Origin of the sequence: Roseiconus lacunae (genome assembly GCF_008312935.1) — a bacterium.
Taxonomy (GTDB): domain Bacteria; phylum Planctomycetota; class Planctomycetia; order Pirellulales; family Pirellulaceae; genus Stieleria; species Stieleria lacunae.
Genome location: NZ_VSZO01000001.1, coordinates 366,582 through 392,410 on the forward strand (window position 1 = coordinate 366,582; position 25,829 = coordinate 392,410).

The following is a 25,829-nucleotide window of genomic DNA, read 5'->3' on the forward strand; positions in this document are numbered from 1 at the left end:
AGTTCGATGGCAAAGAAAAAAGCGAGACGGACGACCAGCAGTGACACGGCCCGAAGACAAAACGCCAAAAAGAAACCGGCGGCCGCCGAACCGGCAACGCCCACTGCGACCAACGATTGCGAGCGTCCATGTCAGGTCAGCCAGCAACGACTACAAGCGATTTTGGATAACATCGATTGTGAGATGCTTGGGAAGCATGTCGGTGCCGCGTTCTTTCACAAAGGCCTCCAGCACGACTCCGATGGTCTCGTCGCGGACGTTGATTTTGGAAAATTCGTCGAGTCGCTTGCGACGCTGAATCAAACCGGCAATCCGAACGATTTGGTCGGTATTGCGTTCGAACCCGACAATCGCAAATGGGTCAATCCACTTTCGGGGTGGTCGGTGGATACCGAGCTAAGCGATCCATGTTTCCACCACATCCCGGCACCGCCCGCGTTGACTTCCGAAGAAGCCGCCGCCGAAGCGATCGAGCTTTATTGGATGGCAAATCTGCGCGACATTCCATTTGCCCGTTGGGGTTCCGACGAAAACGCTAATAAGGCGATCGAAGAACTGAGCGATCAAAAGCTATACATCGATCCAACGAAAGACGTCAATGCTCCACCTACCGGCACCAACGGATACGTTAGCCGAACGCTCGATGTCGCGACACTATTCCGCGGCGGCGACTTGTTCGCGCCCGATCCACTTCGTGAACGCGTCGGTCCCTACCTGTCTCAGTTCCTTACCCAGGAAATTCCTTATGGAACTCTGCGTGTCGACCAACGAGTCGTCTATGGACAGCCCTACCGTGACTACATGGTTGATGTCGATGAGTGGCGAGCAATCCAAAATGGTGAACCTCGCACACCCAATGAAAATGTGATCGGTGATACTCTGCCCGGAACCCTGCGGTATATCTCGACGATGCGAGACTTGGCCACCTATGTTCATTTTGATCAACTCTACCAAGCGTATTTGAATGCCGCATTGATTCTGTTGCAAAACAGTTATCCGTTTGGCGAAGGTAATCCCTACGGCCAAGCGTGTCCGGCGTATCCAGGTATCGGGTCTTCGCAGCCACGATCTTCCGATCAAAAACTGGGGCAAAACCAAGAAGGTTTCGGCACCTTTGGCGGGGCTCATGTGTTGAGCTTGGTGACCGAGGCGGCGACGCGAGCGTTAAAGGCCGTTTGGCGACAAAAGTGGACTCACCTTCGATTGCGTCCGGAAGTCTACGGCGGGCTTGTCTCGCGGGTTCCTAATTTGATCGGCGCTGCCGCGGACACGGTGACCGCCAGTGCGGCTTATCGTGCCAATCAGAAACGCCATCCCACGGGGCTATTGCCGATGGCGTTCCCGGAAGGATCGCCGATGCACCCCGCCTACGGTGCCGGGCATGCCACCGTCGCCGGCGCCTGCGTTACGATTCTCAAAGCATTCTTCAAGGAAAGTGAGCAGATTCGTTCTCCCAAAATCTCCAGTGCGTGCGGTCAACATCTCGAAGACTACGACGCAGCCGATGCCGGCTATCTCACCGTTGGTATGGAACTCGACAAGCTGGCTGCCAACATTTCTATCGGACGAAACATGGCGGGCGTACACTGGCGCAGCGATTACACGCAAAGCATCCTGCTGGGCCAGCGAGTCGCCGTCGACATGCTCTATCGCCAGAGTCGTGACTATGTGGAAGATTTCTGTTTCCACTTTACAACCTACGGTGGCGGCGAAGTGCATCTTGATAAAGACGGCGTCGACTACGCACCTCCCGGTGCTATGAAACAGACAGTGCTAAGCGGAGCTAGCCATGGCCATCCCGATCGAATCGCCCGCGATCAAGACAAGGACATCGCCGACGCACTGTTAGCAATCGTCTAGGTTAACGCTTTGGCAAACCGATCGCGCGTTTGGGGTACTGTGTCAGTTCGCCAACGCTGACCAGAGTCGATAAATCGCTACCAATTCGGAACTCGCTTGTCCGAACGAGGCAAAGTTAGACACCGCGAACAGCTACTCCGGATCGATCAATTCGTTGGCGTAGAACTTCGATACTGCTTCGATCTGATCATCGTTTAGTTTTGCGGCGATCTTGATCATGATCGATGCGTTGGAACTGCCGCCGCGATTTGCCTCGCGAAAGAGTTGTAATTGACGCCGTAGATACTCCTTGGGTTGACCGGCTAGTCGCGGATAACTTCGATCGGGACCAGAGCCTTCGTCACCGTCGACGTTTACAGCATGACAATCGTTGCACGATGCAAGTTTGTGTTCCCGGTCTCCATCGGTTGCCAGCCTTCGTCCGTGATCGGTGATGTCACTATCTTGTTCGACCGCGGTCGTGATCATTGGCTTACGAGGCTGTTGAGAAAAATGAGTGGCGAAGGATCGTAGTTCTTCGTCTGTAAAATTGACCGTGATAGGATGCATCACGCCACTGAATCGTTGTCCGTCGCGATAGGCCACAAGGGTCGCTGCAAGATACTCCTTTCGCTGCGACGACAACTTTGGAACACGATCACCCGCTCGACCGTTCCCAGCGATGCCATGACAAGCGGCACAGTGTTCTCTGACGATGTTCACGATCGCCCCCTTCTTGTCAGAAAGGTCTGCCGAATCCTGCATCGCGAATCGCGTGGGATGAACATGTTCGCGATAGTCAGCGAGACTCATATTGGGCAACTGCTTGAGAAACGCTACGACCGGCCAAACTTCATCGTCTCGCTGGGGTGATGCCCAGGCTGGCATTCCGGCGAACTTGATGCCATGTTTGACGATGTAAAACAGCTCGTCGTCATCCCATCCGGTTACAACAGGCTTCAAATTTGGCGGACGTGGTGTCATCTGACTCGCCGGTGACGGCATCGGTAAATCGGGAACCCCATGACACCATCGACAATTCGTATCGAATGTAGCTGCCCCCAAGCGAATCAGACCGGTTTCGTCCAAGTTAGGGACATCGATTCCCGTCGCATGCGTTTGGATACTGCGGTTACTAGCGAAATCTAGAAACCATTTCGTGATCGCCCAATGCCCGTCACTAGCGCGTACCGGAAAGATCCCCGATATCAATACGATCACTCCGGTGATCCCAGCGATCGCCGCCAGACCGACGAGATCCTTTAGTCGCCGTTTCCACATTACAGACGTCCCATAAGTTCGTTTGTTCGTTTCCAATGCAGTTCGTCAGCGTTTTGCTTTGATAGCGACAAAACATCACCGATCAGCCATAGCCCACCGACCAAGTAGGCGATACCACCGACGACCAACATTACCGCGCCGCCGACGTGTTGGTCGGTCAACGGATCCAACCCTCCGCCGTGATGGTGATGTTGATACAACTGACGATTTGACATCGCGAGCAGTGCCCCTAAAAAAGTCATATGCATCGACGTCAACAATAGACCGATGACACCCGAGGCTGATCTTCCGCGATCACGAGGAAGCGCCCCCCCAAAGGCCGAAAGCCAGACCCACATTCCCGCGGAGAGAAACATTGCTTGTTCTGCGGCGAATCCCCAAAGCGAATGGCGTGCCCAGTGGTGTGGTACCGGCGCGTGCCATGCCCAGACAATTACCAGTTCGGCCACCGAGGCCGGTACCGCCGCGAATAACCAAGGGGCCTTTCGTACGGGGTCGTGTCGAAGCCCGGCGATGGAAATCGAGAGGACCGGTGCCGCGATCGCAACGACCAGCATATGGAGCGTCATATGAGCCGCGAACGATGATCCGGCCAGGTCTGGCAATGGCCCTAACCAAGCCCAAGCCAACAGCAACCACCCAAGATTCCATGCGAAAGCACGCATCAATGACAAGCCCCCAGGAAAACAAAGACCGATGCGGTAAACAACGTCGCAATAATGCTTAACAGCGAAAGCAAGAAGGCAGCGAATCCCAAAAAACGTTGCTGGTCGTCCTGGGAATCAAAGTCATGCGGTAGCGGCGCGGCGCCCATACGATGCTGGCGGAAGCTGATGAACGCCACAAACGTGATCATGACAATCGCGAGTCCGGTGAGAATGGCAACTGCGATCCGAAGCATCGGCATCGACTCCTCGGGTGACGATGCTTTTGCACAATAAATCGCTGCCGCCAAATAACAGGCAAGAAAGTGAATGGCCCAAACGGTCGGCGCGATCGTCAGCCACCACAACCGTGAAGAAATGGGTATCGATCGTCGCTCGTAGGTTTTCGAAGACTCCGTCGGAGTGGTCATCTCTATCGCCCCACCGCAACAGGGAACAAGCCAAGGGTAAGTGCCGTAACCGCAATCGTGATCACCGCGAAGTGCCAATACAGAGTCACGTTAACGATGTCGGCATCAAACCGATTTGTCATCCTTCCGGCGAGTCGCCGTGCGATGCAGTACAAATGCATCACGCTACCGACCAATAAATGCAACCCTGTCCACAGCGCGATCGCACAAACGATCGCGGGGTAAACGTGTTCGGTGGGATCCATGTCGTGTTGCCAAATACCCATCCAAAGCGCAACGATTCCAACCGCCGCACACACGAGACTGGCGATCGAAGCAGCGTAAAACCCCCGGGCATCGTTGGCCGAATTGCGTTTCTTGGTGACGACCGTCAATCCCCACGCTGCGACCCCGGCGGCTAAACTGGCGAGCGGCCAAAACGTTCCCGGACCCGCGATGTCCTTCGGCGGGAAGTCTTCATGAATGGTCCAGTAAAAGTAATAGCCAAAAATCAAAGAGACAAACGCAGTCATATCACCCATCATCGTGATGAACATTGCCCACCAACCTACTGCGTTGGGCCCCGACACATAAATCGGCAACGTCACCCCCAAACCAATTTCTTTTTGGTCCTTTTCGGGGATGATCGACGTCCCTGTCCAAAGCCAAGTGATGATCGTTGCAAACGCGAGTACGCCACTCAGGCCTGCCGCGACGTACCAATGAAACGTTCCGAAGATAAACACACCGCCGGTGAAAATGGCCGCCCAAAGCGTCAAAAACGTAGGGCCGGGAACCCGTAGACACTGAATCGGACGCGCATCAACAGTCGTCGTCACCAGCGTTTCACGTAAACCTTCGGCGGCATCAGGCAGGTAAAACTGCCCCGCATCGACTTTCGCAATGAAGTCGTCTTGGTCCCAAAGTGGATAGCGGGACTCGATCACCGGAATGCTGCGAATACCCCACGGACGATCGGGAACTTGACCGCTCCACTCCAGAGTGCCTGCGTTCCACACGTTCCGTTTGACCAACGGCTGCTTGCCTTTGGGACGCAGCACATCGATCAAGAATACGAGGATTCCGGAAGCCAACACGAATGCGCCGATTGTCGAAATCATGTTCAACCAACCGACGTTCAACATTGGCGAGTACGTATAAATGCGCCTCGCCATGCCTTGTAGACCGGCCAAATGCATCGGGAAAAAGTTGACGTTGAACCCGATGAACATCAACCCAAAAATCCAATATCCCAAACGCTCGGAAAGTTGCTTGCCGGTCACGAACGGATAGTAGTAGTAGAATCCCGCGACGATCGGGAAAATCGTTCCTCCGATCAAGACGTAGTGCAAGTGCCCGACAACGAAGTACGTGTCATGAGCTTGGTAATCGAACGGAGCCACCGCGACCATCACTCCGGTCAACCCACCGATGATGAAAGTCGCGAGTCCTGCCAAGACGAACAATAGAGACACCGATCGAACCACACGTCCGACCAGCAATGTGGCGATAAAGCAAAACAGTTGCACACCGGTTGGGATCGCAACCGCTTGGCTTGCCGCCGAAAAGATACCAATCGTGATTCCAGGCAACCCAGTCGTGAACATGTGGTGGACCCACAGGCCGAAGCTTAAAAATCCGGTTCCCACCGCCGCTAGCACAACCCAGCTATAGCCGACCATTGGGGTGCGTGAAAACGTGGGGACGATCATCGCGATCAACGCGATCGATGGCAGGAAAACGATGTAGACTTCTGGGTGCCCGAAAATCCAAAAGAGGTGCTGCCACAACAGCGGATCACCACCACGACTGGCATCGAAAAATGGCCAGTCAAGCGCGCGTTCTAGCTCCATCAATACGTCGCCGGCAATCAGCGGAGGAAACGCGAATAGGATCATCACCGCGACGACCAAAATGTACCACGCGTAAAGCGGGATCAGATTCAGACGCATCCCCGGGGGACGGCATTTGAGCACCCCGACGATTAACTCCACCGCAGCGGCAATCGACGCGATCTCGATGAACGATAGCCCCAACAACCAAATGTCGACGCCAACGCCGTCTTGGTATTGCGTCGTCATCGGCGGGTACATGAACCATCCTCCACGTGGGGCGGCGTCAAAAAAGATTGACCCGCACACAAAGACTCCGCCGATCACGAAACACCAAAATCCAAACGCCGACAAACGAGGAAACGGTAGGTCTCGTGCACCCATCATTTCCGGAAGCAACATGATCGAAATCGCTTCCAGAATCGGCACCGCAAAGAGAAACATCATCACGCTGCCGTGTAGCGTGAATACCTGATTGTAGGTGTCCGCCGAAATGAAATCGTTTTCCGGCACCGCCAACTGGATCCGCATGACCAGAGCCAGCAATCCGCCGAATAGAAAAAATGCAAACGCGGTCAGCGTGTACCACAAGCCAACTTCACTATTGTTTACCGCCGACCAATAGCGCCATCCCGTCGGCGTCTTCCATGCCTGTAACAGTCTCCGGGCGGCCGGATCGTTTGAAGATTGCGTATCGGACGTAGATTGCTCTTCGCGGCGATCGTTCAACGCAGGGCCTCCAGGTATGCCACCAACGCATCAAGCTCTTCGGGTGCATTGATTAGCGATTCGAAGCCCGGCATTTCGACGCCAGGTTTAACACGATGCGTTCGCACAATCCAACGTTTTAGTGCGTCCGATTCGTTGGGCAGTATCCCCGCACCGATAGTCATCCGAGAGCCAAAATGTGTCAGATCAGGACCAACAGAACCGTCAGCCTCGGTTCCCCGAATGGTGTGACACGCAGGACAGCCACGCCGCCAAAAGACTTGCCGCCCGAATGGATTTGGGGCCGGTTCGATGATCGCGTCACTTCGTTGTTGACGTCGCCAAGCATCGAATTCCTGTTCGTCGGACACGATCACACGAAACATCATTTGTGCGTGGGCCGTTCCGCAATACTCGGCGCAGACTCCGCCATACGTGCCGACTTTAGTTGGATCAAGCCGCAATCGATTTTCACGCCCCGGGATCATATCCATCTTGCCGCCGAGTGCCGGAATCCAAAACGCATGAATGACATCTTCACTGACCAGTTTGAACTCGACTGGCCGATCGACCGGCAACCGGATTTCATTGGCTGTCTCAAACTCAACTTCGCCATCGTCCGTTAAATACTCCACTCGCCACCACCAACGCACCCCGCTGACTCGAATTGTCAAACTGCCGTCGGGCGCCGGACGGTGTAACTCAGGCATGATCGAAAGCGAATATGCCATCAGTCCCGAAAGAGTCACTGTCGGTATCACCGCTCCGCCGCCGATGACCAACGCACGCGTCATGCGAAGTGGATGTTCCTTGCGGACAAAAATCGCGTAAACGGCAAGTCCGACCACGACTCCCCAGATCACAATCCCACCGGCCAGCATCCAATAGAACAGTTGTGAGATCTGTTCCGCGGCCGCACCCGCAGGATTCAAGGTTGAATGAGAAGCGTGATCCATTTTCGAAGCCAGCCGATGGGAAACTACAACCAGTAGAACACTGCCATACCGCAGAGATACACGAACAACACGGCGAACGAATCGATGCCCATGCCCGCAATCGTTTTATCACGCCGTTCGAGAATGCCTCCCAAGTAGATCGCAGTCACGACAATTCCGAGGGCGGCGAGGAATGCGGCCGATGGTTTCATCTGGTCAAAGATCAGCCCACCGCGGTAAGCCAGCTCGGCTGGTAAAAAGAGCGCTACCTCAAGACTGTTCGTCCCCAAGATGTTCGCCGCCGCCATACTGTAGGCCCCAAAACGAACCGCCGAATAGGTCGTGCTAACCTCCGGTAAACTCGTCGCCAGAGCAACCAGCGTCGCCCCAATAAAGCCCTCGCCAATTCCCGTCTGTTCGGCAATCGCTTCGCCAGTCTTCGCTACAAAGAACCCACCGATCAAGACACAGATCGAAGCGATGGCAAAGTACCCGGCCAATCGTTTGGTCGTCGTTTCAGCGTAGGTTTCGTGATGGGCGTCTTTCAAGTCTCGCGCCGTCTCCGGAGGTTGGGCAATGTCCCCCCGAGGTTCCCAACGTGGGTCACCTTCGTACTGGTAAATCAACCACAGCGTCCCCAGATACGCGACAAACAACAGCACCGGCCAGATTCCGACGTGCCCCAGAAAAACAATATCCAGCGAGGCGAGTTCGCCGCTGCTGATTGCTGCCGACGCCAGTGCTACCAACAGAATTAACATCACGCCGACAAGCAATAAACTCGCCTTGGGAGAAAACAACGTCAACGGCTTACCGCGAAGCAAGCATGCATCAACAAATGCCAGAACGGCAATCTGCATCACAATGCCTCCGATCAAGTTATTACCGGCCAGCTGCGCAGCGCCGGAGGACGCCGCCGTCAACGTCGTCGCGAGTTCCGGTAAACTCGTCGCGCCACCGAGGAGCAGCACACCGGCGAATGCTTTGCCAGTTCCCGTCCGATCGGCAAACAGATCTACATAGCGGCTGAGCTTTGTTCCGGCGGTCCATACCAGCAACGCCCCAGCGGCGAAGACCGCGGCGTTTCCCCAGATCGGATATGACGTGAACTCAAGCATCCCGTCGGCCAATCTGTCTGGGGCCACTCGCGAACCGCTGATCAATCTGCGGCCCCGATGGGAATTGCCAACGGCAATGATGCAGACGGCACGGTTGGCATCCTGGCCAAATCATGGTGGTCGGTGGACGACGATGCGGCATCAATAAAAACGTTATCACAGTAGGTCGTTAAGGAACTCAGGCCCTATCGGAGAACAACATTCATACCGCTTTGGTAGAAAACACTTTGATTCTGTAGGCACAGTGCGTGTCTATCTGATTGAACCGCGTGAGGCTCACCTCTTGAAGCGACGATACCGTTATCCCTAAGTCGCGACGGCGGCGACGCGATCGCAGCCTTTTCTTCTTCGGCGGAATTTCTCCGGCACGTCGCCTTCACCTTCGCTGGTCGATCGCCGAACGGGGTGGTCTTGTTTGCTCCGCAGGCATGGCAGCAAACCAATCAATCGCTTTCGTCGCATGTCGACGCGACCGCGGATGGCTCTGTCACGATCTGCTCTCGCTTGGTTTGCCAACGATGGATTAAGCGTTCCAAAAAACCGACGACAAGTAGTACGACGATGGCGACCGCGGTGATCATCACCGCGAATCGAACTCGATCAACGGCGACGGCAACTCCAATGCCTGCGGTCAGAAAGACGGTTGCCGCGGTGGTGAGGCCTTCGACCCCTTGTTCCTTGTCATGGACGATCGTGCCGGCACCCAGAAAACTGATGCCGACGACGATTGCCTGTAACATCCGAATCGGATCGGACTGCAGTTTCGTCTCCTCATCGACATACTGGTACTCTCGAATGATGTCTTCTCCGAGCACCATCATCAGCGCCGACCCCGAAGCCACCAGGATATGAGTTCGAATGCCAGCCGGCTTCGAGGCAATTTCACGTTCCAAACCAAGGATCGCGCCCAAACCACCGGCAATCAATACCGTCAAAATATTCTGAAAGTCGAGTTCCAACCGAAGGCCCTTCACGCAAGTACGAAAAACGGATTTTTCGTACTGCACAAAGCAAACTGAATGCCAACGAACGCCTCCCCACGACGCCCCGGGGCGTGACACGGTGGTCTTGTCGTATCAGTTCCTGTTTCAAGAGAATTCTTGAGAGTCTCGGCATCAGGCTTCCCGATCGGGGCATCGACTGCGACAGACCCACGAAGATTTGAAATGGACTTTCCCGCTACGCCTGTTTTGATGTATCGCTGACCTGTCGGCCGTGCCTCTCTGTGATTACCGCGATGATCTTTTTTTTAACCACCAAACGCCACGATTACACCATCCGGAAATGCCTGCGTTTGGAGTGCCGAATGCTGCAAACGATTGTCCGGCCGATGTGTTACGCTCAACTGTTTCTGATGCGACAGTTTCCTCGCGGCACCTATGTCTTCGCCGACCATGAACGTCTGACGGCACGCGATCTCGACCGCTTGGCGAAATTATGCAGCCAACTCGAAAACGCCCGCGGTTTTCAGCTCCTTAACCACCCCGCACGTACGTTGGGGCGACTTCCGCTGCTGAAACGATTACGACAGACGGGGATCAATCAATTCGATGCCTATCGACTGAGTGACCACCCCCAACCAAAGCATTTCCCCGTTTTCATTCGCGGCGAAGATGATCATAAGGGCCCGCTTTCAACGCTGATCCACACCCAGCAACAACTCGATCATGCTTACCGAACCTGGGATCAACGCTGGGGGCGAACGCACAGGAAACTGGTGGTCGAACATTGTGATATCGGCGACGAAAATGGTGTTTACCGGAAGTACGCTGCTTTTCGTATTGGCAACCGAATCCTACCACGCCACCTATTCTTTAGCCGCCATTGGTGTGTGAAATCATGGGAACTACTCGACGAAGACTTGCTCGCCGAAGAACGGCAATACATCGATGACTTTCCCCATCATGATCAACTGCTCCAGATTTTTGAATTAGCCGGCGTTGACTTTGGTCGGATCGATTATGGTGTCAAAGAGGGGATGCTCCAAGTTTGGGAAATCAACACCAACCCAATGCTGCCGGTCGATTACGGCGGGGGCGGTGAAGCGCGTCAATCGCTTCACGACGCTTTTAATCAGCGGTTCATCGATGCAATGCGAGCACTCGAGGACGGATTGACCGACGATACACCCCTTCGTCTTGACCGCACGATCCCAATCTGGGCTGCCCCCCAAATCGCCGCCGAAATGATCTATCGGAGGGCGCTGCGGGGAACCAGAAAACGAGCCGGTTGATTAGTTGGGCAGAAATTTGCTAGGGCAACGCCATTGCCGAAAGGAAGCGTTCACGTAGTCGCGGCAATTGCTCGCAGCGCCGATTGGTGTCGTAGATTTCAATGTGTCGCCGCAGTTCTTGAGCAACGGTCACGAATCTACCCTGCTTGTCAATCATGGCGGTGGAGTTGCCATGCTCATCCATTGATGTGACGGTGGTATGGCCCCCCAGTTCCAAAGCGGCACATTGTTGTGCTCTCTGTTCCAAGGTGTGCCGCAACCAGTGACACAGCGTTTGCCCCCGATCGGTGAATTCGCCCCACGCGATCAGTTGCTCCAAACTGATTTGAAGCTGACCTATTAACTTGGACGCCCGGTACTTACCAAATTGAAGTTCATCAGCATTCAGGGCATCGCCTTGGATCGCCGAAATCCAGAACCCCAACACTCTTTCAAAAACATACACCGCATGAAACAAGCCATAGATTGGTCTTGGGTCATCGCGCCATGGCGAATAAACCGTCTCGGGAACCCACCGTTGATCCGAGGTTGATTCGGCAAAGAATGGTCCTTGTTCTTCGATTGCGAACAAACGATTGTGGTAGAACTCGTGAATGAGGTCGTCGGCCAACATTGCTCGACAACGGGCGCCACTGAAAACCGCAGCACCGGGCAATCGAGAACAGCTGGTGTTGAACACGCCTCCAAATCCGGCAGGCTTCATTGCCAAGACTTGCATCACGCCATCGATTTGCTCGGCGGTCTGAGGATCACAAAGGCGGATGAGATCTAGTGTTTCGGTGACAATCCTACAGTATGCCGCTTGCCCATCGACGCTGGCGGGAACGACCGAACGGATGTCTCTTAAGCCGGGAAGATTAAACGCGGGAGGCTGCAACCGTATCGCCCCAATCACCGGAGCGACATGAATCGCCCAGTTCTCTTTCTGAAGTGTTGCATCCGGGAGAGGAACGTTGATTACTTCATCGTTCATCTTCAGCCCTAGATGGCCATCCGGATCGACCCCACAAAGTTGCAATGACTCTGTACCAGAGAACGACCAACGCGTGCCCGGAAGTGTCTCGGGAAGATCGAGCGAAAGCGGACGAATGGAAATTGATTGTTGCGCCGCGATGGCGAACGAAACGGCGAAAAGACCGAAGCGTTCGAGATGATCATCGAGCAACTGAGGCAGCGATTTTGGACAATCTGGATTCGTGCGACTGAGCTCGTCGACGTAAGCCCGAGTGCCTGAAGGGAGATCAATTTCCAGATAGGCGGCGAGATACAAGTCATAGGCAGTGCGAGCAAAAAAGTAGGCCTGTGGATCTCGCCATGTCGACTCAACCACATCGGATGGCAACCCAAGGGCCCAGTCAACTTGCTCGCAAAATTGGGAAGCCTGATCGGAACGCGACGATTGCTGAAGCAGCGCCTTCCGAATCGCAGACAACGTTGCGATCGTTTTCTCATACTTGAGCGAAAGAACGTGGTGGGATTCCCAAATCCAATCAGGTGCTTGCTCCAAAAGCGTCTTGTCGCTGATCATTGATGCTTGTCCTTGCTCTGTAATCCTGTTCCTTCACCCAAGACCGCCAAGACGTAACGAACTAGTACGCTTGGCGGTAAGTTCAAGATTGCCGTCACGTTCAAAACGAATCGTCGTGAGGATTGAGTACCGTGAAGCCGGACCCTTTACTGCTCGATCGATGCGACATTTCCGCCGCCGCCTTTACCGCTACCCGACGCAGAAAAGTCCGTCGGGAAAACGGGATTGACTTCGCCGTCCTTGTTTCGATCGGTTGTCAAGTGATCAAGAATCTTATTTTCCAAATCGGAAACCGACTTGTTCGATCGCACGTCGTTATTGGGGCGTTTTTCTTGCATGAACCAATTCCTTTTCGCGTCATGTAGATGGAAGCAATGGAGTTGATGAGGCAACCCGCTATCGCCAGAATGACAGTCAGGGTAGGGATGGACGCCCCCAAGCGTCAAGATTGGAATTGGCTTCCGGTGGGCTCCCTGGGCTCCGAGTCATCAGACTGGTGTGAAAACGCATTCGAGATCCGCCGGTTCGAATTGACTGACCGAATTTCTCGGCGAGTTCCGCTACCCTAGAGGTAAAGGTTGACGTGGCTTGAGCAACGCTTGTCGGACCATTAAAACACCTGTGTACTATCAGGCGACGGGCGTTCGGCGGTTAGCGGGCGTCGTTAAAGTTCAACGGTGGCTAACTCCATACGGCTCATCCTGAAATATAGATTTGAGCACTCGCCCGCGAAACACTCCCATGGTCCGTTGCCTCTTGAGGCAAATCTTGTACTAACGTTGCGTTTCGGCCAGTCGACGCTTGAGCTTGTGAAACAGCAAATGCTTGTCAATCGGCTTACTCAGGTAATCGGTGTAGCCGGCATTCAGGCATCGCTCCCGATCACTGTCCATCGCGTTGGCGGTCAAAGCGATGACGGGACGACTGAACCCCGCTTGTCTCATGTGCCGGACGGCGGTTAAGCCGTCCATTCCAGGCATCTGCATATCCATGATGACGGCATCAATCGTCGCCGAATCCGGGTCGTCTAACCATCGCAAGGCCTCCTCGCCATTCTCGCACGTGGCAACGTCACATCCGAATCGTTCAAGCAAGCGTTGTAGCAGAAATCGAATGTCCGGACGGTCGTCCACGACTAGCACACGCGCATCGAGTCGATCGCCTTCGCGGAAGACGGGAACCGTGTCGATCGTTCCATCATGTGTTCCCGACGCTGCGAATTCACCGCGCCAATCAATTCGATCTGTAGACTGGGTTCCCACGGGCAACGTGAATCGAAATCGACTCCCTGCCCCCTCCTCGCTGGCCGCGCTGATTGACCCGCCGAGAACGGTCGCGAGCCGCCGGCAAATGGCAAGGCCAAGCCCCGTGCCCCCAAAGCGACGTGTGATAGATCCATCCATTTGTTCGAAAGGCCGGAACAAACGCTCGACGTCTGTTGCTGGGATCCCGATGCCGGTGTCGATGACATCGAACACCATCTCACCTGACTCTTGATCGAACGTGGTGACCATTTGCACGCTCCCTTGCGGGGTAAATTTAATGGCGTTACCGACTAGATTAATCAACACCTGGCGGACTCGTTTAGCGTCGGTCACGATCGCTTCGGGAACAGACTCGGTGACTTTGGTTGTCAGCGTGATTCCGCCTTCTTGAGCACGAATCGTCATCAGGTCAACAACTTCGCCGATTAATGCCTTTGGGTCAAAGGCGACCGCATCAGTTTCAAATTGCCCTGCCTCGATCTTGGAAAGGTCCAAGATATCGTTGATCAACGTCAGCAAGAATTCGCCGTTGCGACGAATCGTTTCGACATGCCTCCGGTCTTCGTCGCTGTGCAACTCGATCAGGTCGAGGTAACCGAGAATCGCGGTCATCGGCGAGCGAATCTCGTGGCTAACATTGGCGAGAAACTCATCCTTTCGTCGATTCGCCTGAGCCAACTGAATCGCCGTTTGTTGCAACTTGCTTTCAAGTTGACGCTGTTGCGTGATATCGGTGTTTGTGCCAAACCACCGGAGAACGCGCCCCTTGCTATCCCGAATCGGAATCGCTCGCGAAAGAAACCAACGATAGTCGCCATTAGCCGATCGCAGGGGAAAAGTGTCTTCCCAGGTTTCGCCGGTACGAAAACAATGGCTGATTTTTTCGACGACGCGACCGACATGGTCGGGATGATGCACCGCTTGCCATCCCCACCCCTTCATCTGCTCTAGCGTCGTCCCGGTATACTCATACCACCGCCGGTTGTACCAAACGATCGATCCGTCGCGATCGGCCATCCAAGCAAACTGAGACATATTATCGGCAAGATCGCGAAACCGCTCTTCGCTTTCACGCAGAGCTTCCTCGGCGGCTTTACGGTTGCTGATATCGGTGAATAACAAAGCCACCCGGCGCTGTTCCGGGGCGCCGATTCGAAACGCATCGACCTCGAACCAACGTCCCATCGCTTCGGAGCGATCGACGAAGTGTTCCGATTTGCCCGTCATCGCGATCCGGCCATAACGTTCGGGCCAAGTCGATTCTAGGTTCGGGACCAGTTCGCGGGCCGTCTTCCCCACCGCATCGACCAGGCCGGTGTGTCGCTCGAATACTGGGTTGACCTCTAAAAATCGATAATCCACCCCCACGCCGTCGTCATCGAAGAAAACTTCCATGACGCAAAAGCCCTGATCGATCAGGTTGGCAAGCCGGTGATAGCGGTCCTCGGTCTCTCGCTGACTCCGATCGATCGCTTTACCGGGAAGTGATTCGCTTTTTCGACCAGATCCATCGTTCATTGCCCAGCACCCCAGTGGACTTAACACACCCCGTCTTGTTCGATCGATCACTTTCGATCGGGCGTTTTCCGATCACAAGACCTGAAGCTTTGTTGTGCGGAGCATTGCCGAACAACGTAAAGCCGCAAAATTGTATCAGCGTCCGGCACAACGGGGGCTTCCCAACGAGCCTCTTCGGCTGGAATTCGAAGGGAAATCCACCGCACACATGTCTGGCGACGAACCCATCAATACAATCGAGATGTTGGGCCAATCAACCGGTCGGCGGGTAACAGCCATCGTCTTTTCGACGCAGCCGTAGCGATCGCTTTGGGTGCCCCCTAGAGACAAAATTAGATTTGCGACGTCGTGGATTCCGCCGAGGCTTTCAGCAATCCGACGGCGGCAAGCTGAAACTTTCGGCAAGTTCCCCTGCCCGGAATCACGACGAATCACCACATCATCGCGAGAGGTTTAGGCGTTTGTTCGCATCGTTTCTTGCCACGGCCTTATGATGCTGACTCTTAGCAACGCCAAACCGGATCTCCCAAGACGTCGAACTTGGGTATGATCCCAAGGCCGGGCTCGGTCGATGCAGACATGCGTCCGTCGACTCGTTGTGGGGCGCCGCTGGCGATCGACTTGGTGACATAGCTATTGAAGTCTGTCGAGGTAAACCGGTACTCCGTTGGCGTACTGTGCGCCAAGTGGGCAATCGCCGCGGTGATGATGTCACCTCCCCAACTGTCTTCAAGTGTCATCGCGATACCGAGTTCGACACACAGGTCACGGGCTTGGCGCGCTTTGGTTAGGCCACCGAACTTGCTGATTTTGATGTTCACGACATCCATCGCTTGATCGGCAGCACCTCTTAAGATCGCGCCGATTGAATCGATGACTTCGTCGAGCACGAAGGGCAGATTGGTGTGCCGACGAATGCTCAGGCATTGCTCGTAGGATGCACAAGGCTGTTCAAAATAGACATCGATATCACGGACCGCATCCGCGACTCGCATCGCTTCGTGCATCAGCCATCCGGTGTTCGCATCGGCGACTAACTTGTCTCCCGGTTGCAGCACATCGGCGACCGCGCGAATGCGATCGATGTCGTCGTTGGCGTCTCCGCCGACCTTGAGCTGAAACCTGCGGTAACCTTCCTCTCGATAGCTTTGGACGTTCGCGGCCATTTCGTCCGCCGGTCGTTGCGAGATCGCCCGATAAAGTAAGACGTCGTCGTCATAGCGTCCTCCCAACAAGGAACAGACCGGCAGCTGTGCCGCCTTGCCAAGGATATCCCAACACGCCATATCGATTGCGGATTTGACGTAAGGGTGACCTTTCATCGTGTAGTCCATCAACCGATTGAGTGCCGTCAGTTCGGTCGGGTTCGCGCCGATGATAGCCGGTGCGAGTTGCTCAATTCCGGCGCGGGCCCCGGCGGCGTAGGCCGGCAGATAGACCGGGCCGAGCGGACAGACTTCGCCGAATCCGCTGATGCCCGCATCGGTTTCGACCTGGACCACCGTGGAGTCAAACACATCGACGCTTTTCCCTTCTGACCAACTGTAGTTGCCTTCGTGAAGCGGTAAGTCGACTTGGTAGACACTCAATCCCGTAATTTTCATGATGATGATCCTGGCCGAAACAAAGTTTGGTGCGTCGTGGTGCTACTGATTCCAAAGTCGCGTCAATACGCGATACCCTTGCGGGTCATGTCGGACCAGTTCGCCATGGTCGAAAGGAAAAAAATCGTTCCGTGCGAAAAGCGATTCTGAAAGTTCAGCGAAGTACTCTTTGGCATTTGTCATCGCGTAAGATTTTGTGATCTTACCGTCATGCCGAGCAACAGCGTCGTAGGTCCCCGCATCACGAGCCTGCCGAAAAACACGCTCGATTTCCGGATGCTCAAAGCCCAGAACTTGGTCGTGATAGGCATGCGCCAACTCGTGCAATAGCAGGGCAGGCATTCGCTTTATCTCCGCATCGATCTTTGCCGTGTTGGTGAATTCAATACAGCGATGAAGCTCAGGGGCGCGGCCATTGGCTTGTAGCCACCTTGCCGACGGATGGTATTCACCGGTCGCGCCAAATCCTTCGTAAGGTGGCGAAAGCCAAATGGTGACGTGTGAAATTTGCTTGAGCGATCCCGGCGGTAGGATTCGCTTGACCAATTCAATCTGGTCGGCAAACTTCATGACCGCATGCTCGGTTTGTTGACGGTCTTCGTCAAGCAGCCGCTCACTGATCTGAAAGCCCCAGCCTTGAACGATTCGAGGTTGATACCCATCGACTTTGGCCGGTAGCTCGGTGACGTCGGGCAACGACTTTGGTGGATCGACCGCGGTCGCGTGCCTGGACAAACCAATCAGGACAATCGCCAACGGTGAAAGCACCACGACACAAATCTGTGCGGCGAATCTTCGCTGCGATAAGAATTCAATCACGGAAACTCATCAGACGTTACGGGACATCACCCTGGCCGCGCGGGATTGGGCCATCCGGTGCGTCGGAGGTAATAACCGGGGTGCTACTACGACATTAAAGTCCCGACTATAGGCCAATTCGACCGTCGTCGCGAGCGAGTCAATACGAGGGCGGCAATGTCCGCCTTGGGTCACCACAATGCCCAACAAGCCGAGCAAGCGGTACCCCCACCGGATATCCCCCCATGCATCAAACGCCAGCCGCTGGCAACGACCTAAGCGGCAAGTCGCTAGTGTGGAGGCCAAACGTTGCTACCGCAGCAGGCAGACGCTAGGCGAGACTTCTTGCGAAGTATTGGACAAGAGAACTTCACGTCCAACAGCACGTGATGTTTCGTACCAAATTTGACTCGACACGCTCTTAGATGCTGCATCTGGTCGACGCGATGGTCTTCCCATTCCGTTTCATCTTGCAGAAATTTCTTGCACTCTTACTACAAGCATGGTAACACTGAGCCCCGAATTACTACGGGCGTAGTCACGGGAGGCCACATGTGAACGATCAGAGCAAAATCCACATCACCGACGCCGAATGGGGAGTGATGGAAGGCGTTTGGCGGGCCGACGACCAAACCGCGGGTGATGTGCTGGCCGGCGTGACGGCCAAAAAACGTAGCCACCGAACACTTCGAACGTTACTCGCAAGGCTTGTCGAAAAAGGGGCGGTCAAGGTGCGCGTCGATGGATCGCAGTACCGTTATACGGCTGCCGTGACTCGTGAAGCATGCATCAGGTCGGCTGCCCGGTCATTTGCAGAACGCTTCTTCAACGGCAATGTGCATTCTCTGCTTTCTCATTTCGTTGAATACGAATCACTCACCGACGAAGAAGTTCAACAACTTCGTCGGCGACTGGCATCACGGGAAACCAAAACGACAGCCGAGCGATCTCGCAAATCAGGCAAAAACAAATGACGCATCTGCAAGAGCAAGCTTCGATGCTATCGACCGTCGAAGCTGACGTTTGGGCGGGACTGCTATGGCGAACAACCTGGCAGGCAGCGGTGCTGACCGCGATCGTACTGATCCTTACTCGTGGGCTCCGCCGTTGGATCACGCCGAAATGGCGTTCGAGACTGTGGCTCATTCCTGCTTGCCGTTTTCTGGTGTTTCTCGTTCCTGCGAGTGCTCTTAGCATGTTTAACCTATTCGCATCCGGGCACATCGATCCAAGCCTGGACACCAAAGTGCAGACCGTTCTCAATCCAGGGTCTCACACGCGTACCGAACGCTCAGACTCGGATCTCGCTATCGCGGCGCTGACCTCACCTTCAAGATCGATCGTCATGACGGAGGAATCGCCAGCGCGGAACTTACAAGCATCTTCGGGTTCGATCATGACATCGAGATTGAACGAACCTCTGCCAATGCAATGGTTTTCGCCGGCTTTACTCCTGGTCACCGCATGGCTCATCGGATGTTGCTGGGCTGCCATGTGTTGGGCTCGCTCTCAACTTATGCTCCGAAGAATAGTCGCGAGGGGGCGACCGCTGACCGATTCGAAGCTGCTTCAAATTTGCGACTCGCGTCAGCATTCAATAAGACTGCGGCGTAAAATTCGCTGTGTGATCGTTGACCAAAACGTTGGGCCTGCCGTCTGCGGCCTGTTTCGCCCCACGATTCTTTTGCCATCAAGGTTGCTTCGCGACCTAAGCGACGAACAACTTCACACAATCATCGTGCACGAAATCGAACACGTTCGTCGGTGGGACGGGGTTTGTTGTTCTCTTTGCCGGCTCGTCACGACAATCCACTGGTTTAATCCCTTAGCGTACCTAATACAACGCCAGGTCCGCTTTCAAACCGAACTTGCCGTGGATGCGTCGACGATTGCCGTGATTGGCGAACGAAATCGTCAACCCTATGGCGAACTACTGATCAAACTCGCACAGCATCCGGCAGGAATTCAGGGGCTCGCTTATATGGCCGCGAGGCGATCGAGCTTACACGCACGAATGGATGAACTTGTCGCCCCGACCGAATCCAACCATTGGCGCACTTCATTCGCTTGTTTCGTCGCGGTTGCCCTCATCGCCTGTGGACTGACCAATACCGCATTGACGCAAACGATCGACACGGAAACCAATTCGCTGAACGATCAAAACAGCTCTTCGTCGGTGACAGATCGCAACGAACTGCTTCGGCAAATCCATACAACTTCCGGTTGGCGTTTCATTGACGCCGATTTTATCGACAGAATTGAAGGCCGACAGGCCGAACTTCAAGGCGATCCTATCACCGTTCGAGGGCTTGTGATCGACGAGCAGCAGGATGCCGTCCCGGGTGCCTTCGTCGTCCTTCGGCTTCCGAGCAATTCTTCGATCATGCGTTTGGGAGCCGATGGTCGCACGAAGGAGGTGTTTGCCGTTGGCTGGACGGATGGCGACGGTCGATTCGCATTTGAAGACCAGCCAACTCCTTGGTTTGAATCAGGGAGTCCACTTCGCTGGGAGATTTGTGTCTTTGCACCAGGCTATGCCATCGCGGCGCGAACATATCCGTACTTTGACAGCCAAGAGACGCAGGTCACGCTGCGACTAAATCAGGAACATGAAATCCATGGGACAATCAAAGATGCTGACGGAAATCCGATTGAGCAACTCGAACTCTCACTCTTAGAAATCGTCGATCCTTATCAAAATGCTGCGATCGAAGTTTCATTTTTGCACAGTGAACTCAACTGCGTCGTTCGGACGGACGACCGAGGTAACTTTCGAATCGGAGGACTACCGAGCCATCGGATTGTCAGTATCGACCCTGTCGGTTCGACTGCCGCCGCTCGCGTGATCCGCGTTGCGACATCAACCGATCTCGCAACTTGGCGCATGATTGCCGAAGGGCGACCGCGATCCAGTTTGGTGTATCCGTACTATCAGCCCACGTTTGAAATTCCACTTCAACGCAACACTGCTGATCGGACCGCTGCAAACTCTGTTGCACTCGATGGTGGGACAGATCAGGCGTCCGCTCGCACGGTCACGGTTCATGTCGTCAACGCCGAAACCGGAGATGGTGTGCAAGGCGTCGGCGTCGGCTGGAGAGCCCCTCGCAACGGAAGGATTCGAATTAGCCCCGGAATGGCATCAACTAACAGAGAGGGAATTGCAGAGCTGAGGATTCCTTCGAAGTCGACGGACATCTACATCGGCGGACGGTGTTATGGATTCGTGACCCATTACGATCGGCTAACGACGAATCCGGACGAGTACACGCCGGCACTGGAACAAAGCGAATGGTTGCAGACGATCGAGCAAGGCAACGAGGATCTTGAAGTATCGTTCGAGCTTCGCCCGGTCGCCCCGTTGCAGATAAAGGTGCAAAACGAGGATGGCACTCCGGCGGAAGCAGAAATACGGATTCTTCGTCGAGGCTGGGAACGCCGCAGTTGGATGCCGCCATTTTTCTCAAACAAGCAAGGCCAAGCAACGATCCCAGTCCGACCTGTGATGTTTGATATCGATATCGTTGCGACAACGAAAAATGGATTGCAAGGCATCCGATCACTTCAGTTGTCGAGGGAATTCCAACAGCCTGACATAGCGACGATCATCGTCAAATAGAGCAACGCTCGGATCTGAAAAACTGAGTTTCCTAATTCAAGAGGACGCCCACAATGCTATCCGTGGCGAGGTGGAACTTGATTCGACCTCGGGACTGGCTGCGGCGAGGCTTTCCGGCTTCGCCGTTGGACGCGGAGTTGGGAATCCTCTTGATGCCTTCAGGGAATCGTTTTCAGCGGCGGCGCATTGCTGGCGGTTCACCGAAGGCGGTTCATTCAACTGGGCTTTGTCGCTGCCTTCGATTCCGAGGTCTATGGCGTTTCCTTGAATAACAATTGAACAAAATGATACAGATTGTTTCGCCAGTGAGTGGGATCGTGTCCGTAAGAATCAACGTTCCAGTGATGTGGAATGTCGTTCTCCTTGAGGTACCTTTGGACGCGTTGGCTAACTTTGATCAATCCGTCCTTGTTTCCACATGACAAATAAAGCAATTCGAGTTGCTTCTTGGTGCTCTCGGTATCGGGGATCAGTTCCTTGGGAGCTTTCGTGTTCGGTGCCGATGAGAAACCGCCTACCCACGCAAAAGTGTCAAGGTGGGTGAGACCGAAATTCAGTGATTGACCGCCGCCCATCGAAAGTCCGGCGAGCGCTCGATGCTGTCGGTCCGCTGCGACGGAATAACGAGATTCAATCGTGGGGATCACATCGTTCAAAAGGTCGTTTTCGAAGACCGCAAACGCCGGCGCACTGGCCATCACGTTCCCCTCGGCGCGATCGTTCTTTTGGGCACGCCCGTTCGGCATCACGACGATCATGGGCACCGCCTTGCCGTCTGCAATCAGGTTGTCGAGCAACACATCGGGTGTCGCGAATCGCTGCCATTCGGTTTCGTCGCCACCGATCCCGTGCAATAGGTAGAGCACAGGATACTTCGTTTCGTCCGAGTAGCCTGGTGGAGTGTAGACGTTCATCTTCCGAGTCGTACCAACCGTCTTCGACTCGTAATCAATCATCTCCAGCTTTCCGCGCGGTACGTCGTCACGTTTCTCGACAATGCTGTTCGGAGGATCCGGATAGATTTGCTTGTCATCCGGGCCGAGTTCGATTGGTCCACCGAATCTGCCCCGAGGACGATCACGTCGCTCGGGGTTGGTTTGGTCTTGCGCCGAGGCCTGCACAACTTGAAGCACGCAGGGCAATAGCAGGTAGAGTGCGATCAGTGTCAGTGTTCTTTTCATCGAGACAACTTGGCCTTCAGGTGTTTCGAGGGAGGAGCAAGCGTTTTGGATGACGCCCGACGCCGGGATTGATTCACAGGCGGTGACCTCTTCTTGGGTTTCATGAGAGATTTTGCACCGCAGCAGAGATATTTCACATGCGGCAGAGGTCTCGAAGGACCAAGGTTGCATGTGTACGCATAAACCATTCGTGGAGACGAGGGTGTCGCTCAATCCATCGTGTTTTATTCTCATCGTCCGAACTCGGAAAAGCACTGCGCATGCCATCAATCCTGCTCGCCTGTGAAGCGAAGGGCGTTCCACGCTTGACGATTAGAGATCAAGGGGCCTTTAATGCGTCTAGAGCGATTCTTGGCGGCGTGAACGTGGCGTCTTGACGTAAGTGGGAAGCGATCTCTCTCATGGAGCCGCGTCGCTGCTAACCTTGCTCGACGACATTGCTGTTTCAGGTGAAATCGCGGGGTACGCTTTAGCGCTCGCAGCATGTAAACTGTTTGAGTGCTGAATAATTTTACGCGGAGGAGATTCGCGTCTCGACTGGATCGTTCGGCCATGACCAATCAACGTGTCTCTGCTGCCAAGACGCGTCGCGCAACCCCATTTCTCGATATTCCCCCCCATGTCCTTTCCTATGCGCAACACTGGGCCGGCTTCCTGTAGGTTCATTGCACCGCGCATCAGCGCAGTGCTCATCAGCTGCATTGAACCAAACCTAAGAACGTTTCAAAAAGCTTGGATCATTGGCTGAAGTAGCCCAGTTCAACTCATCAGGTCTGTCTCGCTCTAAGAGGATCACTATGTCAAATGCGTCTCGTCTGAACCGTCGTCGCTTCCTTCAATCCACCTCCGCCCTGGCCGGTGCCGGTGTTTTTGCCGGAACAAGCAACTTCACATTGGCTCAGGATTCACCCAACGAGCGTCCCGTCTTTGCAACCATTGGATTGCGCAACCAGGGCTGGACGATCACCAACAAGTCGACCAAGTTCGCCGACTTTGCCGCTTTCGCCGATGTCGATGCCAACGTCCTTGGCAGCGTCAATGGAAAGCTCAAGGAGAAAACTGGTAAAGCGGCCGATGGCTACAGCGACTACCGCAAGGTGCTTGAACGAGACGACATCGACGCGGTGATGATCGCCACGCCGGACCACTGGCACACCAAGATTTCTGTGGAGGCGATGCTAGCCGGAAAGGACGTGTACTGCGAAAAACCGCTCACGCTGACGATCGCCGAAGGCAAGCTGATTGAAAAGATCGTGAAGCAGACCGGCCGTGTCTTCCAGGTCGGAACGATGCAGCGTACCGAAAACAGCCAGCGATTCTTGAAGGCCATCGCGTTGATCCGCGCCGGCCGAATCGGAAAGATTCGAAAGGTGACCTGTGGCATCAACGGTGCGACGGGATCACCTGAGATCCCCGCGATCGATGTTCCCGAAGGTCTTGACTGGGACATGTGGCTTGGCCCGGCTCCCAAAGTCTCTTATCGGGCATTGCCGGAGATGCGCAAAGGCTACGGCGGCGGCGTACCGCTTTACACCAATTGCCATTACGCATGGCGAAATTGGTACGAATACTCGGGCGGCCAAATGAACGATTGGGGCGCCCACCACGTCGACATTGCGACTTGGGCACTGGGAGCCGATGACTCCGGTCCAAGCAAAATCACGCCGGTAAGCTATTCCCTGCCAGTGGAATACAAAGATGGTTATCCCACGGTCGATGACCGTTACAACTCGCCAACAAAGTTCGAAATTCATGCAAACATGCCCGGCGACATCCCGCTGGTCATTACCAGCGAAGGCGACAACGGGATTCTGTTCGAAGGGACCAAGGGCCGCTTCTTCGTCAATCGGGGCCGTCTGTCCGGCAAGCCGGTCGAAGATCTCGAAAGCAATCCGCTGCCCGAAGGGGCTGTGGAAGAAGTTTATGGAGGACCGGTGAGTGAAAATCACACCGCCAACTTCATTGCCGCCATGCAATCTCGAGAGCAGCCGATCTCTGACGTGTTTACTCACAACCGAATGCTAGAAACATGTCACCTCGCGAACATTGCCATCCGCTTGGGACGCGAGTTGCAGTGGGATCCGGTCAAACGAGAAATCGTTGGCGACGACGAAGCCAACGCGTTTTTGGCAAGAGACAGCCGAAAGGGATACGAGATCAACCTGTAGTCTTGTCCTGCTGAGCGGGTCTGTGTTATTGAGCCGGTTTTGCACTGGGCCGGCTTTGGCACTAATAGCTTGTTCTTGAAGCGATGTTCCGGCATCATCAACCACTCGCATTAGTCCGCCAGCAACTTGGAAAGTTGAGCGACATTGTCGCTCAATTCTCCGAATCGCGAGCGTTTCCGCTTTCCACTTCCACAAGGTCGGCTGCGTCGCTCAACAGAGGCGTGGCATAGCTGCTCACGGGCCGGTGCAAAGACTTCACGAATTGGTCGACTGCAAGGTCAAGTTCATCTGCTGACCAAGCAAATCGAATCGCTGACCGGCTAAGTAGAAATCAGTGCAGGCAGCGCCGTCACTGTTTCCGGGGTAAGGGTCAGCCAACGTCACCGCGCAATCGCCCTAAACTCCCTTGGAAGTTCTCGCAACTACTTTGGTTCGCTCACAGTCTTGTCCTGGTTTTTGACCCATTGAGCGTGAGCTTTTCGAATCAAGGTGACCGCCTCATCTCCACTTCCGACACACTGCGGAATGTCCAGGTCCGCGGCGTCGGCCATAGGCGAGTCGATGGAGATCATGGATTTTTTCGCCCACTCGACGAGCGAAGGCCACATTTCACCAACAAGAATCAGTGGTGTATTTTGGAGGTGACGCACCTGAAGTAATTGCCAGATCATCATTGTTTCCAGCACCGTGCCGATACCGCCGGGCGCGACAATGAAGGCATCCGATTGCAGGACGAATTGGTGCAATCGTGTGAAAAAAGTGCGGTGCTCGAACGTTTGTGAAACAAACGAGTTCACCTCCTGCTCGAACGGCAGATCGACTCGGACCCCGATTGATTTGGATCGCTCGGGGGCACTCGCGGCGCCTTCGTTTGCCGCTTTCATCAAGCCGGGGCCACCGCCAGTTATGATATCGCAACCGAGTTTCGCCAGTTCTGCGGCGCAGCGCTTCGTCTCTTCATAGCCAAACGAGCCAGGTTTAAATCGCGCCGAGCCAAACACGGTCACACGAAAGCGTTCACGACGAGACGGCTTTAGACGTGTGATATTGTTGACGACATCCCATAAGCCAAGCACCGATTCGGCAAGCACTTCTCGGACTTGGTCTTCGTTGGCGAGGCTGACGGCGGTTTGCTCTGGCTTCATCGT

19 protein-coding genes are annotated in these 25,829 nt (G+C 54.7%); 5 read left to right on the forward strand and 14 right to left on the reverse strand.

Annotation, left to right across the window (positions count from 1 at the left end):
* Positions 1-6: 6 nt before the first annotated feature.
* Entirely contained in the window at positions 7-1,860 is a 1,854-nt protein-coding gene (locus tag FYC48_RS01290) for a vanadium-dependent haloperoxidase (protein WP_149494896.1), read from the forward strand.
* A 132-nt stretch (positions 1,861-1,992) separates the two neighbouring features.
* Here the strand turns inward: FYC48_RS01290 and FYC48_RS01295 are convergent, their stop codons facing one another.
* The 7 genes from FYC48_RS01295 to FYC48_RS01325 form a co-directional block, all read right to left on the reverse strand.
* Positions 1,993-3,120: a c-type cytochrome gene (locus FYC48_RS01295; RefSeq protein WP_149494897.1), complete on the reverse strand. Its 1,128-nt coding sequence runs from the start codon at positions 3,118-3,120 to the stop codon at positions 1,993-1,995.
* On the reverse strand, positions 3,120-3,785 hold the full coding sequence (locus tag FYC48_RS01300; protein WP_149494898.1) for a cytochrome c oxidase assembly protein: 666 nt from the start codon (positions 3,783-3,785) through the stop codon (positions 3,120-3,122). The genes FYC48_RS01295 and FYC48_RS01300 overlap by 1 nt, the downstream gene beginning before the upstream one ends.
* Positions 3,785-4,195: a transmembrane prediction gene (locus FYC48_RS01305; protein ID WP_149494899.1), complete on the reverse strand. Its 411-nt coding sequence runs from the start codon at positions 4,193-4,195 to the stop codon at positions 3,785-3,787. Before FYC48_RS01305 ends, FYC48_RS01300 begins: the two co-directional genes overlap by 1 nt.
* 2 nt (positions 4,196-4,197) lie before the next feature.
* Entirely contained in the window at positions 4,198-6,735 is a 2,538-nt protein-coding gene (ctaD, locus tag FYC48_RS01310) for a cytochrome c oxidase subunit I (protein WP_149494900.1), read from the reverse strand.
* On the reverse strand, positions 6,732-7,670 hold the full coding sequence (coxB, locus tag FYC48_RS01315) for a cytochrome c oxidase subunit II (RefSeq protein WP_149494901.1): 939 nt from the start codon (positions 7,668-7,670) through the stop codon (positions 6,732-6,734). Before coxB ends, ctaD begins: the two co-directional genes overlap by 4 nt.
* Positions 7,671-7,693: 23 nt before the next feature.
* Positions 7,694-8,794, reverse strand: a complete 1,101-nt coding sequence (locus FYC48_RS01320) for a sodium:calcium antiporter (protein WP_235034011.1) — start codon at positions 8,792-8,794, stop codon at positions 7,694-7,696.
* 416 nt (positions 8,795-9,210) lie between these two features.
* Positions 9,211-9,828: an MgtC/SapB family protein gene (locus tag FYC48_RS01325; RefSeq protein ID WP_235034012.1), complete on the reverse strand. Its 618-nt coding sequence runs from the start codon at positions 9,826-9,828 to the stop codon at positions 9,211-9,213.
* A gap of 176 nt (positions 9,829-10,004) precedes the next feature.
* Between FYC48_RS01325 and FYC48_RS01330 the strand changes: the two genes are divergently transcribed.
* Positions 10,005-11,000 (forward strand): hypothetical protein, encoded by a 996-nt coding sequence (locus FYC48_RS01330; protein WP_149494902.1) that lies wholly within the window; start codon positions 10,005-10,007, stop codon positions 10,998-11,000.
* Positions 11,001-11,019: 19 nt separating this feature from the next.
* Here the strand turns inward: FYC48_RS01330 and FYC48_RS01335 are convergent, their stop codons facing one another.
* From FYC48_RS01335 to FYC48_RS01355, 5 genes are all read right to left on the reverse strand, one after another.
* Positions 11,020-12,528 carry an aKG-HExxH-type peptide beta-hydroxylase gene (locus FYC48_RS01335; protein WP_149494903.1) on the reverse strand — a complete coding sequence of 503 codons (1,509 nt, stop codon included), beginning with the start codon at positions 12,526-12,528 and terminating at the stop codon, positions 11,020-11,022.
* Between the two features lie 146 nt (positions 12,529-12,674).
* Positions 12,675-12,866 carry a hypothetical protein gene (locus tag FYC48_RS01340; protein ID WP_149494904.1) on the reverse strand — a complete coding sequence of 64 codons (192 nt, stop codon included), beginning with the start codon at positions 12,864-12,866 and terminating at the stop codon, positions 12,675-12,677.
* 435 nt (positions 12,867-13,301) lie between these two features.
* Positions 13,302-15,311, reverse strand: coding sequence for a response regulator (locus FYC48_RS01345; RefSeq protein ID WP_149494905.1), 2,010 nt, complete (start codon positions 15,309-15,311; stop codon positions 13,302-13,304).
* 503 nt (positions 15,312-15,814) lie between these two features.
* On the reverse strand, positions 15,815-16,915 hold the full coding sequence (locus FYC48_RS01350) for a cis-3-hydroxy-L-proline dehydratase (RefSeq protein WP_149494906.1): 1,101 nt from the start codon (positions 16,913-16,915) through the stop codon (positions 15,815-15,817).
* Between the two features lie 42 nt (positions 16,916-16,957).
* Positions 16,958-17,734 (reverse strand): hypothetical protein, encoded by a 777-nt coding sequence (locus tag FYC48_RS01355; protein ID WP_149494907.1) that lies wholly within the window; start codon positions 17,732-17,734, stop codon positions 16,958-16,960.
* A gap of 533 nt (positions 17,735-18,267) precedes the next feature.
* On the opposite strand from FYC48_RS01355, the gene FYC48_RS01360 reads away from it, so the two are divergent.
* The gene (locus tag FYC48_RS01360; RefSeq protein ID WP_149494908.1) at positions 18,268-18,687 is read left to right on the forward strand and encodes a BlaI/MecI/CopY family transcriptional regulator; all 420 of its coding nucleotides are present in this window, start codon (positions 18,268-18,270) and stop codon (positions 18,685-18,687) included.
* Between the two features lie 23 nt (positions 18,688-18,710).
* On the forward strand, positions 18,711-21,332 hold the full coding sequence (locus FYC48_RS01365) for a M56 family metallopeptidase (protein WP_235034105.1): 2,622 nt from the start codon (positions 18,711-18,713) through the stop codon (positions 21,330-21,332).
* 251 nt (positions 21,333-21,583) lie between these two features.
* Here FYC48_RS01365 and FYC48_RS28240 read toward each other — a convergent pair whose 3' ends face one another.
* The gene (locus FYC48_RS28240) at positions 21,584-22,747 is read right to left on the reverse strand and encodes an alpha/beta hydrolase (protein ID WP_235034013.1); all 1,164 of its coding nucleotides are present in this window, start codon (positions 22,745-22,747) and stop codon (positions 21,584-21,586) included.
* A gap of 563 nt (positions 22,748-23,310) precedes the next feature.
* On the opposite strand from FYC48_RS28240, the gene FYC48_RS01375 reads away from it, so the two are divergent.
* Positions 23,311-24,681: a Gfo/Idh/MocA family protein gene (locus tag FYC48_RS01375; RefSeq protein ID WP_149494910.1), complete on the forward strand. Its 1,371-nt coding sequence runs from the start codon at positions 23,311-23,313 to the stop codon at positions 24,679-24,681.
* 422 nt (positions 24,682-25,103) lie between these two features.
* Here the strand turns inward: FYC48_RS01375 and FYC48_RS01380 are convergent, their stop codons facing one another.
* On the reverse strand, positions 25,104-25,826 hold the full coding sequence (locus tag FYC48_RS01380) for an LOG family protein (protein ID WP_149494911.1): 723 nt from the start codon (positions 25,824-25,826) through the stop codon (positions 25,104-25,106).
* Between the last annotated feature and the right edge of the window lie 3 nt (positions 25,827-25,829).

Coding starts and splice junctions, on each gene's coding strand:
- FYC48_RS01330 (WP_149494902.1), top strand. CDS start 10,005: ATGATCTTTTTTTTAACCACCAAACGCCACGATTACACCATCCGGAAA.
- FYC48_RS01345 (WP_149494905.1), bottom strand. CDS start 15,311: ATGAACGATGGATCTGGTCGAAAAAGCGAATCACTTCCCGGTAAAGCG.
- FYC48_RS01300 (WP_149494898.1), bottom strand. CDS start 3,785: ATGCGTGCTTTCGCATGGAATCTTGGGTGGTTGCTGTTGGCTTGGGCT.
- coxB (WP_149494901.1), bottom strand. CDS start 7,670: ATGGATCACGCTTCTCATTCAACCTTGAATCCTGCGGGTGCGGCCGCG.
- FYC48_RS01340 (WP_149494904.1), bottom strand. CDS start 12,866: ATGCAAGAAAAACGCCCCAATAACGACGTGCGATCGAACAAGTCGGTT.
- FYC48_RS01380 (WP_149494911.1), bottom strand. CDS start 25,826: ATGAAGCCAGAGCAAACCGCCGTCAGCCTCGCCAACGAAGACCAAGTC.
- FYC48_RS01350 (WP_149494906.1), bottom strand. CDS start 16,915: ATGAAAATTACGGGATTGAGTGTCTACCAAGTCGACTTACCGCTTCAC.
- FYC48_RS01295 (WP_149494897.1), bottom strand. CDS start 3,120: ATGTGGAAACGGCGACTAAAGGATCTCGTCGGTCTGGCGGCGATCGCT.
- FYC48_RS01335 (WP_149494903.1), bottom strand. CDS start 12,528: ATGATCAGCGACAAGACGCTTTTGGAGCAAGCACCTGATTGGATTTGG.
- FYC48_RS01305 (WP_149494899.1), bottom strand. CDS start 4,195: ATGACCACTCCGACGGAGTCTTCGAAAACCTACGAGCGACGATCGATA.
- FYC48_RS01290 (WP_149494896.1), top strand. CDS start 7: ATGGCAAAGAAAAAAGCGAGACGGACGACCAGCAGTGACACGGCCCGA.
- FYC48_RS28240 (WP_235034013.1), bottom strand. CDS start 22,747: ATGAGAATAAAACACGATGGATTGAGCGACACCCTCGTCTCCACGAAT.
- FYC48_RS01375 (WP_149494910.1), top strand. CDS start 23,311: ATGTCAAATGCGTCTCGTCTGAACCGTCGTCGCTTCCTTCAATCCACC.
- FYC48_RS01365 (WP_235034105.1), top strand. CDS start 18,711: ATGCTATCGACCGTCGAAGCTGACGTTTGGGCGGGACTGCTATGGCGA.